Below are 15,558 nucleotides of genomic sequence, written 5' to 3' on the forward strand. Positions count from 1 at the left end.
AGCCTCTCTTCACTTTATCGTTAAAATGATGCATGACTATAGGCTGGGGCGATTGTGAAACTCAGCCTATTTTTTGGGCTATCCCGTTCACGATGTTGGAGCTGTCTGTGACCACTACCCCTGATCCTTCCCTCACCGCTGCCGATTGGGAACGCCGCTACCAGGAAGGCAGCACCCGCTGGGACTTGGGCCAAGCCGCCCCCGGACTCCAGGCATTACTGGCGTCTGACCAAGCTCCGATTCCCGGTCGGGCGATGGTGCTGGGGGCAGGGCGGGGCCACGATGCGCTGCTGTTGGCTCATCATGGCTTTAGCGTCACGGCGGTGGATTTTGCCCCTTCCGCCATTCGGGCCATGGCCGAACAGGCCACCGATGCCAACCTCGCCATCACCCTGTTGGAGCGGGATATTTTTGACCTGGTGCCAGAGTGGGCCGGGCAGTTTGACTATATAGTGGAGCACACCTGCTTCTGCGCCATTGCCCCCAGTTTGCGTCCAGCCTATGCTCAATTAGCCGCCAAATTATTAGTGCCGGGAGGAGAGTTACTGGCGATTTTCTTTACCCATAGCCGAGGGGGTGGGCCTCCTTTTGGGGTTTCTCCTGACGAGCTTCAGGCCACCTTTTCACCCTACTTTGCGGTGGATAGTCTACATCCCGTGGCTAATTCCATTCCCACCCGTCAGGGGGAAGAACACCTAGGCCGATTTCGGCGATTGGAGTAGATTTGGTGCCCTCACCCTTGGCTTGGATATCTGCGGTTTGGGGTCGTGCCCAGACCCGGATTTTGGTGTGGGTTACGGTACTGGTGACGACAGCGGTAGTGGGTTCTACCCTAACTACCCGGCAGCTTTTGCGGTTTCAGCTCGACCAACGTATCAGCAGCGCCCTAGAGCAGGAAATTTCTGAGATCAAGCGCCTGATAGATGGTCGTAATCCGTTAACAGGCCAACCCTTCGATGGGGATGTAAAAGCTATTTTTAAGGTATTTCTGTCGCGCAATATTCCTGACAATGACGAGGTTTTTATTACCCTCATCAATGGTGAACAGCACGCCACCAGCCCAGCACCGCTGCCCATTCCTACAGATCAGCAGGCGCAGATTGTCACGCAATGGCAAGGCTTAAATCAACGCCAACAAGGCCAGCTTCATCTAGGTCAAGACACTTGGGTTTATTTAGCCTATCCATTACCCACTGAGGGGCCAGATCACGGGGTCTTTGTGGTGATGCAGTCGCTTACAAATCAACAGCGAGACCTCAATCGATTAGTTTGGCTAGAGGCACAGGTATTTGGCATCAGTACCCTGGTGGCTCTAGTGCTAGTTTGGGTTGCCACCGGACGCATTCTTGCCCCCCTGCATGATCTGACCCAAACGGCACGGTCTATGACCGCTACTGATGATCAACTTCAACGGCGTATTCCGGTGCGGGGAACAGTAGAAATTGCTGAATTAACAGAAACCTTTAATGCCATGCTGGCCCGTCTACAAGCCTCCTTTGCTAGCCAGCGCAACTTTTTGAACGATGCCAGCCACGAGCTACAAACACCCATTACCATTATTCAAGGGCATCTAGAATTACTGAGTCAGCACCCCGAAGATCAAGCTGAGGCTGTAGTTCTGATGCAGGATGAGCTGCAACGAATGAGTCGTTTAGTTAAGGATTTGCTTCTGTTAGCCACCGCAGAGCGGCGAGACTTCTTAGCTCTCACCATAGTACCTGTCGATCAGTTTTTGCAGGCTATTTATAGCAAGGTTGGGGTTATGGCGGCACGGCAGTGGACGCTAGCCCAGGCCCCTGCTGTACAGATAGTGGCAGATCGAGATCGACTCACCCAGGCGATGATGAACCTGATTCAAAATGCCATTGATCACACGCAGCCCAATGACACCATTGAGCTAGGGGCAAAGTTAGTCAAGCATCAAATTCATTTCTGGGTTAGAGATACGGGGGTTGGCATTAACCCTGTGGATCAAAGTCACATTTTCCAGCGTTTTGCCCGAGGCACCGGGGCTCGAGAACGAAGCGAAGGATCTGGGTTGGGGCTCTCCATCGTTCAAGCCATTGCCGAAGCGCATGGCGGACAAATCAGGCTTTCAAGTACGTCTTTGCAGGGTAGTTGTTTTATCCTTATCTTGCCGCTAGAACCCCCCCAAGATCGGCCAGCGGTGCCAGTCTATTCCCATTAATCAATCACTCAAAAACCGTTACTTCTCTTGGCCAGGTTATGGTGTGCCCTATGCCCAAAATTTTGATTGTTGAAGATGAGCCACGCATTGCTTCAGTATTAAGCAAAGGACTGGTCAACCGAGGCTTTGAAACCGTGGTGGTAGATCAAGGACAGAGTGCGATTCACCTCACCCAAGGGGGAGATTTTGATTTGATACTGCTCGACTTAGACTTGCCCGATCAGAATGGATTGTCGGTACTGAAGGCGATTCGGGAATGGGGTGAAACACTGCCAATTATTTTGCTGACGGTGTACGACGACTTACCCCACAAGATACAGGGACTCACAGGCGGGGCTGATGATTATTTAACCAAACCCTTCCATTTAGAAGAACTCATAGCTCGTATTCAGGTGCAATTGCGCAAGCGATGCCAGGATCGGGAATCCCCTCAGATGACGCTTCAAGTAGGCAATATCACACTAGATTTACACCAGCGCCAGGTTCAGCAGGCAAATCGAATTATTGAGTTATCTACCCGCGAATTTATTTTGCTGGAGCTGCTGATGCGGCGGTCGGGGGAGGTGGTAGAACGAATGGAATTGTTACAGGAAGTCTGGGGTTATGACTATGACACAGCCTCCAATGTAGTCGATGTATATGTGGGCTATCTCCGCAAAAAGCTAGGCCGTCGAGCCATCGAAACTGTGCGAGGGATAGGCTATCGCCTACGGGGTTAGCGAATCTTGAGACGTCTGAGGCGATGTTCTGAATTAAGAGTTTTCTTAGAAACGGAACGGAGACTGAGGGCTCTGGTCTAGAAGGGGTAATCATGGTTGTTACGACATGCTTGCATCATCCTTGGTTCGCCCCCCAGGAGTAAATGAACGATGACCGATTCCAGTACCCTCCAGCCCCCAGCAGTTCTCTACAATGGTGACTGTTCTCCTCCAGCCTCCAAGCATCTGCGGATTGCCCTCTATTCCCACGACACCATGGGTTTGGGGCACAAACGGCGCAACTTGCTGATTGCCCAAGCCCTGCGTCAAGCGTTGCCCCATAGCTCGGTGCTGCTCATTTCTGGCATGGCCGAAGCCAGCGACGGCAACCTGCCCGACGGCATTGATTACCTCACCCTACCCGCTTGGCAAAAGACCGCCGAGGGCGAGTATCAGTCGCGCCGCCTGGGGCTGTCGGTGGAAGATTTGCGCTTGCTGCGGGCCAAGACCATTCGCGCCGCACTGAAGGCGTTTAAGCCCGATGTGTTTATTGTGGATAACGTGCCACGGGGGGCCATGCAGGAGCTAGATTTGGCCCTAGAACTGCTGCGCCGCCGCCCCACCCGCTGCATTTTGGGCCTGCGCGATATTTTGGATGCCCCCCAAACCGTGCGCCGCCAGTGGCGACAGGCCAAGAATATTCCCGCCATTCGTCGCTATTTTGACGGCATTTGGGTCTACGGCGATCCTACCGTCTACAACCTGGAAGCCACCTACCGTTTTCCCGCCGATATTGCCGCCAAAATCCGCTACGTCGGCTATTTAGATGCCCAGGCGCGTCTCGATGTGGCGGCGGCCTCCCCCTCCCCCGTCCCCAAGCCTCCCTTTGCGTTGGCCATGGTGGGCGGTGGACAGGACGGAGTAGCTTTGGCCAAAGCCTTTGCCCAGTCGGCGTTTCCCCCTGGTTGGCAAGGCATTCTAATTACTGGCCCACTGATGCCCCAGGCCCATCGCCAAGCCCTGCACCACCTCGCCGCCCAGCGCACGAATTTGACGGTGCTAGAGTCTCACCCAGAACCGACCCAACTGCTGGCCCAGGCCAGTGCCGTGGTGTCCATGGGCGGCTATAACACCACCTGCGAAATCCTGGCCTTGGGCACTCCAGCGCTGATTGTGCCCCGCACCCAACCCCGCCGCGAGCAGTGGATTCGCGCCCAACGGCTGCACCATTTAGGGCTAGTAGACGTGCTGGCACCAGACAACCTCAGCGCCCCCGCCATTACAACCTGGTTGAATACCGTAACCCATCAACGCCCCTCGCAGCGGCCCATCGCCCGTCATTGCATTGACCTCAATGGCCTGAAGCGAATCCCGCAGTACATCAATCAGCTTATGGCGCGTGCAGAGCAGGATCGGTCGTCCCACTATCCCTTAAAAGCGGTGTAGGGAAATGGCAGCATGGGTTAAAAAAACTACCGATTATGAAGGTAATTTGTAATCCCTTCTTCGACCTTGATAGTGGGCAAAAAGACCTGGTATTCCCAGCCTTCCCCAGCGGGCCGATCTCGTTTAGTAATGTAGTCTTTCCTTGGCCCGCTTTTGCCCTCGGCTCCTGTGTATTGTTCTACCGCATGAAACACAAACACCCTAGCGTAGGCATAGCTCAGCAAATAGGCCCCCAATAAACCGAATCCAACCGCCTTAGCCCGCCGCATATCTACGCTTCCTAAACGATGCTTAGTCTAGTCTAAAGAACTCAATCCGATTTGTGTCTTGCCAAATCTCAATGATTTCTAAAAGCCAGGTCAATCATCGTTGTTGCTAACCTCTTTGCCAATCTCTTAATACGGAAAATATCTTGTCCCGTCAGGACACTTCTGAATTGAGTAGCGGCATTCTATCCTTACCGTTTTCCCCAACTTCTCATTCCCTGTTCCCAACTCCCAACTCCCGATTCCCGATTCCAACTCCCTTTATTCCCCCCAGTCCTATGTCCATCGCCTACGTCCTCAAACGCTATCCCCGCTATTCCGAAACCTTTGTGGTGTCGGAAATTTTGGCCCATGAAGCGACGGGGTTGGAGATTAAAATCTTTGCCCTACGTCCACCAATGGACACCCATTTTCAAGACATCATCAGCCGAGTGAAGGCTCCAGTGCGGTATTTGCCATCAGGGGCAGGCCGTCGCACCAACTTCTGGCAAGCGCTCCAGGCGGCGGCGGATATGTTGCCCCAGTTTTGGTCGCGGCTGGCCATGGCGGCGGGGGAGCCTGTCCAAGAGGTGTATCAGGCGGCGCTATTGGCCTGTGAGGCGGTGGCCCAGGGCATCACCCATTTCCACGCCCACTTTGGCACCTCGGCAACGACGGTGGCCCGCTTGGCCAGCCATTTCACGGATATTCCCTACACCTTCACCGCCCACGCCAAGGACATTTTCCACGAAACTGTGCAGCCCGACGACCTGCGCCGCAAGCTCAACGATGCCGCAGCGGTGGTAACGGTGAGCGATTACAACATGCAGTATTTGCGCCAGCAGTATGGTGAATCTGCCGCCTCGGTGCAGCGCATTTACAACGGTCTGGATTTGGAGCAGTTTGCCTACGCAGAGCCGCGCCAGCGTCCGCCCCAGATCCTCGCCGTGGGCCGCTTGGTGGAGAAAAAGGGCTTTGGCGATTTGATTAAAGCCTGCGGGTTGCTGGTGCAGCGCCAGGTGGAGTTTCGCTGCAACCTTGTGGGCACTGGGGAACTCGCGGCTGAGCTTCAGGCCCAGATTGAGGCAGCGAATCTTCAGCCCTGGGTTTCGCTGGTTGGCCCCCAGCCCCAACGTGAAATCAAGCGGTGGGTGCAGGAGGCAGCAGTGTTTGCGGCCCCCTGCGTGGTCGGCAGCGATGGCAACCGCGACGGCCTGCCCACGGTATTGCTGGAGGCTATGGCCCTGGGTACGCCCTGCGTTTCTACGGACGTGACGGGCATTCCCGAAGTGTTGCAGCATGAGGTGACAGGGCTGCAAGTGCCCCAGCGAGATCCCGTCGCCCTCGCCCTGGCCCTAGAACGACTGCTGCGGGATGCCCACCTGCGGGTTTCCCTTGCCACCCAAGCTCGCCAGCAAATTGAGGCTAACTTCGACATCCACACCAACGCCGCTCAATTACGCCGGGTCTTTCGCCAAGTCGGCGGAAAAACGCCCCGTTCCCAGTCGCCTGCCGCTGTAAAAGCGGATTCTCTCAATCATGCCTCATCCCAGGTGTCGGGAAGCTCGAACACTACGGAACCCAACTCCACCCTCCAGGAGGTGCGCTAATGCAGATCGCCTACGTTTGTGCCGACTATGGCGTGCCCGTCTTTGGCCGTAAGGGTTGCTCTATCCATGTTCAAGAGGTGATTCGCGCCCTGCTCCAACAAGGCCATCACGTCACCCTGATCGCCGCCCGGTTGGGGGGAGACCCACCCGCCGACTTGGCCAATGTGCCCGTGCATCGCCTCCCTGCCATCCCCAAGCAAGACCGCGCCCAGCGAGAACAGGCCGAACTCAACCTCAACCTCAACCTGCGCTTTGCCCTCGAAACCACTGGCCCCTTCGACCTGGTGTATGAACGCTATTCCCTCTGGAGCTTTGCGGCGATGGAGTACGGACGGGATCGCGCCCTTCCCACCGTCCTGGAAGTGAATGCCCCGCTGATTGAAGAACAGGCCCGCTATCGTCAGTTGGTCTATCCCCAAAAGGCCCAATGGGTGGCCCGTCGAGTATTTGCGGCGGCGGCTGTGCTGGTGGCCGTCTCCCAAGGCGTAGCCGACTATTTGGCAACGTTTGCCGAAACCAAGAACCGCGTTCACGTCATTCCCAACGGGGTCAACGTGGCGCGATTTGCAGACCACTCCCAACCTGCCATCGCACAAGACAACCCCATCCAGACGGAGACGTCCCCCTGTCCCCCCGTCCCCGCATCCCCGGCTTCCTCTGTCCCCACCTTTACCATTGGCTTTGTGGGAACGATGAAAACCTGGCATGGCCTGCCCACGCTGATGGCAGCATTTCGGCAGTTGCATGACCATTGCCCCCAGGCGCGGTTGCTGATGGTCGGCGAGGGCCCCGCCCGGTTAGACTGCGCCGCCGAGATGGAACAGTACGGCCTGGATACAGCGGTGGACTGGGTAGGGGCCGTAGAACCATCGCAAATCCCCCACTGGCTGACCCGGATGGATGTAGCCGTAGCTCCCTATCCCAAACTGGAGCAGTTCTACTTTTCGCCCCTCAAGGTTTACGAATACATGGCCGCTGGGTTGGCCGTTATCGCCAGCGACATCGGCCAACTGCGCCAGGTCATCACCCCCGGCACCACCGGACTGCTCGTGCCACCGGGGGATGAGGATGCTCTAGTTCAGGTGCTATTGCAGTTGCAGCAAAACCCGACTTTGCGTCAACACCTGGGCCAACAAGCCCAGCAGCAAATCGCCAGCCATCACACCTGGTTGCAGGTGGTCGAACGCATTTTGAACGTGGCTTTTGGGAGTGCGGTGATCGGCAATCGTCACAGCGAATTAGCCGATGGCAAAGCCCCCGTTGGCCCTCACCCCCAGCCCCTCTCCCAGGGAGGAGAGGGGAGCCGGAAGTTCCCTTCAAAGTCCCTCTCCCACCTTGGGAGAGGGATTTAGGGTGAGGGCCAACCCATCCACAACACAACCCATTTCCTAACCCCACTCCCCATTCCCTATGTCCCGACCCACTCACCTCAAAGACATGGTGCCCAGCCTTGCCGACATGGTGCGGCGGTTTTGGCCCTACATTCGTCAAGAACGCGGCCTAGCGACGATGGCCCTCGTAGCTCTGGTGGCCCAAGTAGCGCTGCGGTTGCTGGAACCTTGGCCCATGAAGGTGATCTTCGACCATGTGATTCCCGTGGGCGGCGCGACCTCTACGCCCCACCTCATCACCACGCCCTTCGGAGAGCTTTCGACGACCTGGGTGCTGTGGCTCTCGGCGGCAGGGTTGGTGGCCATTGTGGCGGTGCGGGCCATGGGGGAATACTTTAGTACGGTGGGGTTTGCCCTGGTGGGTAGCCGTGTGCTCACCCAGGTGCGGGATGATTTGTATCGCCATTTGCAGCGGTTGTCGTTGCGGTTTCACAACCAGGCCCGCAGTGGCGAACTGACCCTGCGGGTGATTAGCGATGTGGGCATCCTCAAAGAAGTTGTCGTCACGGCGCTGCTGCCGATGCTGGGCAATACGATGATTTTGCTGGGCATGGTGGGGCTGATGCTGTGGCTGCATTTGGAGCTCACCCTGCTGGCCCTGGCCACAATTCCGCTGTTTTCGTTGACCACGGTGCGGCTCAGCCACCGGATTCGGGAAGTGTCGCGGCAACAGCGGCGGCGGGAGGGTTCCATGGCCTCGGCGGCAGCGGAATCCATGGCGGCGATTAAGGTGGTGAAGGCGCTATCTTTGGAACCCGCGTTTGCCCAGGTGTTCACCCGCCAAAGCCAAAAGACTCTTAAGGATGGCGTCAAGTCCAAACGACTGGCGGCTAAACTAGAGCGTTCCGTAGACCTAATCATCGCCGTCGCCACCGCCTTGGTGCTGGGCCGGGGGGCGCACCTCGTCACCCACGGAGCCCTAACCCCAGGGGATTTGCTGGTCTTTTTGGCCTACCTCAAAAACGCCTTTCGCCCCGTGCGCGACTTCGCCAAATATACCGCCCGCTTGGCCAAAGCCTCGGCAGCGGGGGAACGCATTTTGAACCTGCTCGACGAAACCCCCGACATTGTGGATGCCCCCCACGCCGTCGCCGCGCCCCCCTTCCACGGGCACATCGAACTGCGCCACGTTTCCTTTGCCTACGACCCCGAACAGCCCATCCTCAAAGATATTTCCCTTCAAGTTGCGGCGGGGCAACAGGTGGCCATTGTGGGGCCATCGGGCAGCGGCAAATCCACCCTCGCCAGCCTCATTTTGCGCCTTTACGACCCCGACCAAGGCCAAATCTGCATCGACGGCACCGACATCCGCGACTACACCCAAGACTCCCTACGCGCCCAAATCAGCGTGGTGCTGCAAGATAGCCTACTCTTCGCCGCCACCATCGCCGACAATATCGCCTACGGCAACCCCCAAGCCACCGCCGCCGAAATTCGCCACGCCGCCCAACTCGCCAACGCCCACGAATTCATCGAACGCCTGCCCCAAGGCTACGACACCCCCGTCGGAGAACGCGGCGTCACCCTCTCCGGTGGCCAACGCCAACGCCTCGCCATCGCCCGCGCCGCCGTGCGCCAATCCCCCATCCTGCTCCTCGACGAACCCACCACCGGACTCGATAAAGATAACGAACGCACCGTCATCGAAGCCCTACAACGGGTCGGCCAAGGCTGCACCACCCTCACCATCACCCACGACCTCACCCTCGCCGCCCAGGCCGACCACATCATCTACATGGAACGCGGCACCATCCTAGAACAGGGCAGCCACACCGACCTCCTCCACCGCCAAGGCCACTACGCCACCCTCTATCGCCTACAACTCGCCCATAACGGAGAGTCGCCCTTACTCATGCCAAGTGTATGAGCAGGTCAGATAAGTAGGGTGGGCAATGTCCATCGTCCAATTTAAGCTATCCTAGCCAGCCCAATCTTCATTACAACTAGCCTGGTTTAGGCGAGCCTTATTGGGCAGTTTTGCGTTATTCCTGAAAAAGCCCGCTGTCACGCCGTGTTCGCTTGCTTTCTCTACAGACTATCTCGGATTATCCTTACTCAGGCTCTTGAGCAAGGATTAAGATACGCTGATATAGTTGAGGACTGACACGAAAACCAGCCTGGTTGATCAAGGCATCCATAACGGGTTGAACTTGAGGAATGAGACTTCTTTGTTTGGCCACAAGCAGAATACCCAGAATGCCGATGATAGATAGCCCAAGCCGGATAGCTTCTTGTCGTCCCAATCGCTCATCAATAAGCAAATCATCGGCTTGTAGCTCAAATGCCAACGCAATCGCATTTGCTTCTCCGGCATCAAATCCCCGTTCTTGTTGTAGTTGATCAGCAAGTTTGATGTTGGCGAGTGATTGGGTTTGAATCCAACCCAACTTGAGAATAGCTGAAATAGTAGGATTGCTGGCAGCTGAAAGTTCGGTAGCAACGACATCAGGAATCAACACGTTTTGGTAAATGGTTTCTAGCAACCAGAGATGATCGACAATTGCAAGGTTGGAGAGGGCAGAGGTATCGCTGACAACGATCATAGCCAGCCACGATCACGCAGATGCTGAACATCTTGCTCCAAGTCCTCTACATCGTAGTGAACACAAATGTCGCGATCTGCCAGCAGCTTTTGAAAGTCCATAACTTCCATCCCGGCAATCTTGCTGGCGCGGCTAAGAGAAATCCGTTCCTGTTGAAACAGCGCAATAGCAATTTCCCGGAGCCAGTCACTCTGGTTAAAGGTTTCGGCTTGATTGAGGATGTCCGGTAGGTTCAGGGTAATTTTCATCGAGTTACCTTCAAGCACTGATTTTCTTAATTTTAAGGCTTTGACGACTGGGACTGCCTACCTACTGATCGCCCTAAGGCTTAAGCTCTTCCTATCGCCGAACATACCACCAGCCACCTGGAGCTGTAGAAGCGTGATCTTAGCTAGAGAACCTGCTCTGGCACTGCTTCTTGAACTGCCTCAATATCTCGCAAGACCTCGTCAAACACCTCATGAATATAGTACGGGTTTACCTATGAGCACATGAACTCCTGCACCCAAACGGCTGCTTGACCAATCGCGGGATGCTATTCGGCTAAAGCACTATTCTTACCGCACAGCATAAGTAGGGTGGTCACTGACCACTAGGTTTAATTCATCGTGGTCAGCCCCAGCTGAATTCTACTTAGGACTAAGACAGTTCAGTCGAGCCGTGTGGGTTGATTTTGCATTCTTCCTGCGGTGGCATTGTCTGTCCTGCCGTGGCTGTCCCAAATAGCCAAATCTTCCTTAAACTTAGATCAACTTAGTTGTCCAGATTAGAGTTTTCGCTCATCATCTTCACTGATGGGCCAATGAAGCCAATCAAATTGCCGAAAGGATCCTTCACTTGGCACATATAACTGCCGTCCTTTCGATCCAATGGGCCTCGATAGAGAACAGCCCCCAGTGTTATGGCTCGTTCTAAAACGGCATCAAAATCATCAACTTGCCAATAGGCAACGTGTCCGGCTACACCTGACGGGACTTTGTCATCCGCCTGATGGAACCAAACTTCCTGTTCACCTACTTTGACAAAGAAGTAATCTGGATTAGCTAAAACGGTAATTTCAATGTCAAAAAAACGTGAATACCACTCTGCTGCTAATTTGGGGTCAGAAACGAAATACATGACTTCAGCAACACCGCTAAACATTGCCAAGTCTCACCAAGTCAATATGGATCTTAATCATGCTTCGTTTTTCATAAAATTCTTTTCAGAAATCTTTCAACGTGATTCTATTAGCCTATTCTAGAGGACTGGCAGTTTAATAAGTAAGGGGTCACAATTATGGGTAAAGCGCATTTCGACTTCGCTCAATGCCCACGTACAAGGCAACAGGAGGGTTGAGCGCAGTCGAAACCCGGAGCCAAACTTAATTTTAATTTGGCCATTCTACTTAAGCCCGTTGTCGATTAGAAGGAAACATTCATTAAAGGTTAGGCTTCAATCAACGTGAGGCAGGCTTGGGCAATGGCCCATTCTTCTTGGGTGTGGATGACCAGGACGCGGACGGTGGAATCTGGGGCAGCGATGTCTTGATCGGCGGCGGATCGGCTGGGGTTTGCCTGAAGGTTGAGGCCCAAAAAGGCGAAGGGTTCGCAGGCATTTTGCCACACGAGGGCGCTGTTTTCGCCGATGCCAGCGGTAAAGGCGAGGGCATCTAACCCGCCCAGGCTGGCCAGCATGGAGCCGATTTCCCGGCGCAGGCGGTGGAGGAACATATCGACGGCAAGTTTGGCCCGGTCGTTGCCCTGTTCCATGGCTTCAATCACCAAGCGCAGGTCGTTGGAGACGCCGGAAATCCCCTTGAGGCCGGATTCTTTGTTGAGTAGCTTATCTAGGGCGTCGCCGCTGTAGCCCTCTTGGCGAATTAGGTGAATCAGAATGCCGGGATCCACGCTGCCGGAGCGACTGCCCATCATCAGCCCATCCAGGGGGGTGAAGCCCATGGTGGTGTCGATGCTGTGGCCGTTTTGCACTGCGGCGAGGGAGCAGCCGTTGCCGAGGTGACAGGTGATTAGCTTTAACTCGGTGAGGTCTCGGCCTAACATATTGGCGGCCCGCTGGGAAACGTAGCGGTGGCTGGTGCCGTGGAAGCCGTAGCGCTGGATGCCTTGATCTAACCAGGCGTAGGGGCCGGGGTAGGTGGCGGCGGCGGCGGGCATTCGGGCATGGAAGGCGGTGTCGAAGACGGCCACTTGGGGAATGTCGCCTAGGATAGCTTCGATGGCGTGGATGCCCTGCAAATTGGCGGGGTTGTGGGCGGGGGCGAGGGGAATCAGCCATTGAATCGCCGCCTTTACGTCGTCATCAATTCGCACACTATCGACGTAATCTCGCCCACCGTGGACGACCCGATGCCCCACGCCATCGATGTCGCTGAGGCTATCTAGGACTTGGGTTTCGCCCTCGACCAAGGTTTTCATCATGGCGGCGATGCCCTCGGCTTTGTCGGTGATGGGTAGCGACTGTTTGAGGGTGGTTCCAGTGGCGGTTTCGGCGGAAAGTTCCACCTGACCCTCGGCGTGGGTCCAATCCAGTGTGGCCCGCCAGATGGGAGTGGGGGCGAGGCTGGGGTCGGAGACCTGGGTGAGGTCGAACAGGCAGCTTTTGTGGCTGCTAGAGCCTGCGTTGAGCACCAGGATTTTCATAGACAAGGCCGGGTGGAGGGGCGCGAGATCGGTGGAACGTAGTTGTGCGGGCTACACCTTAAATCCGGCTTGGGATTGGACGTACTCTTTGAGTTCGATGGGTACGGGCTCAACCTGCCAGATTTTGCGGCAGTAGTCGCGGATGGATCGGTCGCTGGAGAATTTGCCCATGCGCACGGCGTTGATAATAGACATGCGTGACCAGGTTTCGGGATCTTGGTAGACGGCATCGGCGCGATCCTGGGCGTCGATGTAGCTCTGGTAGTCCGCCAAGAGCAGGTAGGGGTCGCCGTAGAGCAGGTTGTCGGTGAGGGGTTTGAACAGGCCCCCATCGCCCTTGGCAAAGAAGCCGGAGTTGATCAGGTCGATGGTTTGCTTCAGCCGAGGGTTGCCGTGATAGTAGTCCCAGGGGTTATAGTGGCCGCTGGTCTTGAGGTCATGGACTTGATCGGCGGTGAGGCCGAAGAGGAAGAAATTTTCGTCACCTACCAGTTCGCGAATTTCCACGTTGGCCCCGTCTAAGGTACCGATGGTGAGGGCTCCGTTCATGGAGAACTTCATGTTCCCGGTGCCGGAGGCTTCTTTTCCGGCGGTGGATATTTGCTCGGACAAATCCGCTGCGGGGTAGACCCGCTGGCCAAAGGTGACGTTGTAGTCGGGCAGGAACACCACCTTGAGCCGATCTCCAATGGTGGGGTCGTTGTTAATTACATCCCCCACGGCGGTGATGAATTTGATCATCAGTTTGGCCATGAAGTAGCCCGGAGCCGCCTTGCCGCCAAAGATAAAGGTGCGCGGCGTAATCTCTAGGTTGGGATTTTGCTTCAGGCGTTCGTAGAGGGTGATGATGTGAAGGACGTTGAGGTGCTGGCGTTTGTACTCGTGGATGCGCTTCACCTGCACATCAAACATCGAGTCGGGGTTGACGGTGATGCCCGTGTGCTGGCCGATGTAGGCGGCGAGATCCTGCTTGATGGCGTGCTTGATCTGCCGCCAGTATTGCCGGAATCCGGCATCGTCGGCGTAGCCTTCGATCTGGCGCAGTTGCTCCATATCTTGCAGCCAGCCCTCACCCACTTTTTCGGTATAGAGGGCGGCGAGGCGGGGGTTGGCCAGGGCAATCCAGCGGCGGGGCGTGACGCCATTGGTGACGTTGTGGATTTTGCCGGGGAAGAGTTCGTGGAAGTCCTTGAGGATGGTCTGTTTTACCAGTTCTGTGTGCAGCGCCGCCACGCCGTTGATGGCGTAGCTGCCGAGGCTGGCTAGGTTCGCCATCCGTACATAGCGATGGCCCGATTCGTCAATCAACGACAGGCTTGCCAGCTTGGCCGGATCGTTGAGGTACTGAATCCGCACCTGATCCATAAAGTGCTGGTTGATTTCGTAGATGATTTCCAAATGGCGGGGCAACATGCTGCCAAACAGGTAAATCGACCATTTTTCCAGGGCTTCGGGCAGCAGGGTGTGGTTGGTGTAGGCAAAGGTGCGGCGGGTGACGTTCCAGGCTTCCTCCCAGCCCATGCCGTGGTCATCCACCAACAGGCGCATCAGTTCCGCCACGCCCACCGCCGGGTGGGTGTCGTTGAGCTGGGCGGTAAATTTTTCGTGGAAGGTGCTGAGCTTGCGGCCCGACCCCAGGTGAATGCGGATCATGTCTTGCAGAGCGCAGGAGACGAAGAAAAACTGCTGCTCTAGGCGCAATTGCTTGCCTTCGATCTGCTCGTCGTTGGGATAGAGCACCTTGGAAATATTTTCCGATGTCACCTTGCTGTTGACGGCCCCGTAGTAGTTGCCCACGTTGAAGGACTGGAAATCAAAGGATTCCACCGCCTCCGCCTTCCACAGCCGCAGGGTGTTGACGGTGTTGACCCGATAGCCAGGGATGGGCGTGTCGTAGGGGATGCCCTTCACCTGCTTGGCCGGAAGCCAGCGCTTGCGGAAGCGGCCATCGGAATCCACATAGCCCTCGGTATGCCCGCCAAAGCCCACGGTCACGGCGGATTCGGGGTGGGCGATTTCCCAGGGGTTGCCGTATTGCAGCCATTTGTCGGTGCTTTCCACCTGCCAGCCGTCGCGGATTTGCTGGTCAAAAATGCCGAACTCGTAGCGAATGCCGTAGCCAATGGCGGGAATCTGCAAACTGGCCATGGACTCCATATAGCAAGCGGCCAATCGCCCCAGACCACCGTTGCCCAAACCGGGCTCCTCTTCCTGGGCCGCGATGGCGTCAAAATCCAGCCCCGATTCCTGCACCGCCTGCTTCACGGGGGCTTCAATGCCAAGGTTAATCAGGTTCCGTCCCAGGTGCGGCCCCAGCAGAAATTCCGCCGATAGGTAGGTGACAATCCGCACCTCCGGACGCAGGTAGTTGCGGCTGGTGTTCAGCCAACGCTGCATCATCCGATCCCGTACCGTGTAGGCCAGGGCCAGGTAGAAATCATTGATGCTGGCCACCTCCGGCCACTTGCCCTGGATGTAGTACAGGTTATCGGCAAAGGCGCGGCGCAGGGTTTCTACGCTCAACCCTGTGCGATCATCTTCAACATCAACCGTGGGGCAAAAGGGAGGAATAGTCATAGCGCGACTCCGGAACAGGGGCAGAAGGGATAGGTTTGTTATATCTATAATGCCTATCTGCTACTGTAAGGGCGCTAGGTTCCGAAAGGGTTTAGGCCCGGAAAGGTTTAAGGTTTATGGCCCAAGACTGAAACCCCTGGTTGACTGACAAAACTTGCCAGAACCCATAGCTATTGAAGGGCCAGAAGACCTCACCCCTACACCAATCTAATGCTGTA

At 56.1% G+C, this 15,558-nt stretch carries 13 protein-coding genes; 7 read left to right on the plus strand and 6 right to left on the minus strand.

Annotated elements, in window-relative coordinates:
* The first annotated feature begins 107 nt into the window (after positions 1–107).
* The 4 genes from GFS31_RS17855 to GFS31_RS17870 all read left to right on the plus strand — a co-directional run bounded on the left by GFS31_RS17855 (position 108) and on the right by GFS31_RS17870 (position 4,332).
* Complete coding sequence (locus GFS31_RS17855; protein WP_225907490.1) at positions 108–722, plus strand: methyltransferase domain-containing protein; 615 nt, start codon at positions 108–110, stop codon at positions 720–722.
* A gap of 17 nt (positions 723–739) precedes the next feature.
* Positions 740–2,188 (plus strand): sensor histidine kinase, encoded by a 1,449-nt coding sequence (locus tag GFS31_RS17860; protein ID WP_198806085.1) that lies wholly within the window; start codon positions 740–742, stop codon positions 2,186–2,188.
* 50 nt (positions 2,189–2,238) lie between these two features.
* Positions 2,239–2,907, plus strand: a complete 669-nt coding sequence (locus GFS31_RS17865) for a response regulator transcription factor (protein WP_198806086.1) — start codon at positions 2,239–2,241, stop codon at positions 2,905–2,907.
* A 150-nt stretch (positions 2,908–3,057) separates the two neighbouring features.
* The gene (locus GFS31_RS17870) at positions 3,058–4,332 is read left to right on the plus strand and encodes a glycosyltransferase family protein (protein ID WP_198806087.1); all 1,275 of its coding nucleotides are present in this window, start codon (positions 3,058–3,060) and stop codon (positions 4,330–4,332) included.
* Positions 4,333–4,358: 26 nt separating this feature from the next.
* On the opposite strand, the gene GFS31_RS17875 is transcribed toward GFS31_RS17870, so the two are convergent.
* Positions 4,359–4,601 carry a hypothetical protein gene (locus tag GFS31_RS17875; RefSeq protein ID WP_198806088.1) on the minus strand — a complete coding sequence of 81 codons (243 nt, stop codon included), beginning with the start codon at positions 4,599–4,601 and terminating at the stop codon, positions 4,359–4,361.
* 275 nt (positions 4,602–4,876) lie between these two features.
* On the opposite strand from GFS31_RS17875, the gene GFS31_RS17880 reads away from it, so the two are divergent.
* Genes GFS31_RS17880 through GFS31_RS17890 form a run of 3 tightly spaced genes read left to right on the plus strand, consistent with a single transcriptional unit; the run spans position 4,877 to position 9,445 of the window.
* Positions 4,877–6,187 (plus strand): glycosyltransferase family 4 protein, encoded by a 1,311-nt coding sequence (locus tag GFS31_RS17880; protein WP_198806089.1) that lies wholly within the window; start codon positions 4,877–4,879, stop codon positions 6,185–6,187.
* The gene (locus GFS31_RS17885) at positions 6,187–7,539 is read left to right on the plus strand and encodes a glycosyltransferase family 4 protein (protein WP_198806090.1); all 1,353 of its coding nucleotides are present in this window, start codon (positions 6,187–6,189) and stop codon (positions 7,537–7,539) included. The genes GFS31_RS17880 and GFS31_RS17885 overlap by 1 nt, the downstream gene beginning before the upstream one ends.
* Positions 7,540–7,597: 58 nt before the next feature.
* Entirely contained in the window at positions 7,598–9,445 is a 1,848-nt protein-coding gene (locus GFS31_RS17890; protein ID WP_198806091.1) for an ABC transporter ATP-binding protein, read from the plus strand.
* Positions 9,446–9,629: 184 nt separating this feature from the next.
* On the opposite strand, the gene GFS31_RS17895 is transcribed toward GFS31_RS17890, so the two are convergent.
* From GFS31_RS17895 to GFS31_RS17915, 5 genes are all read right to left on the minus strand, one after another.
* Positions 9,630–10,121, minus strand: coding sequence for a DUF3368 domain-containing protein (locus GFS31_RS17895; RefSeq protein WP_198806092.1), 492 nt, complete (start codon positions 10,119–10,121; stop codon positions 9,630–9,632).
* On the minus strand, positions 10,118–10,369 hold the full coding sequence (locus GFS31_RS17900; protein ID WP_263974865.1) for a UPF0175 family protein: 252 nt from the start codon (positions 10,367–10,369) through the stop codon (positions 10,118–10,120). Before GFS31_RS17900 ends, GFS31_RS17895 begins: the two co-directional genes overlap by 4 nt.
* A 505-nt stretch (positions 10,370–10,874) precedes the next feature.
* Positions 10,875–11,264, minus strand: coding sequence for a VOC family protein (locus tag GFS31_RS17905; RefSeq protein ID WP_198806094.1), 390 nt, complete (start codon positions 11,262–11,264; stop codon positions 10,875–10,877).
* A 284-nt stretch (positions 11,265–11,548) separates the two neighbouring features.
* Entirely contained in the window at positions 11,549–12,763 is a 1,215-nt protein-coding gene (locus GFS31_RS17910) for an acetate/propionate family kinase (protein WP_198806095.1), read from the minus strand.
* Positions 12,764–12,814: 51 nt separating this feature from the next.
* Complete coding sequence (locus GFS31_RS17915; RefSeq protein WP_198806096.1) at positions 12,815–15,340, minus strand: glycogen/starch/alpha-glucan phosphorylase; 2,526 nt, start codon at positions 15,338–15,340, stop codon at positions 12,815–12,817.
* Positions 15,341–15,558 lie beyond the last annotated feature (218 nt).

It is taken from the genome of Leptolyngbya sp. BL0902, assembly GCF_016403105.1.
Classification (GTDB): domain Bacteria; phylum Cyanobacteriota; class Cyanobacteriia; order Phormidesmidales; family Phormidesmidaceae; genus Nodosilinea.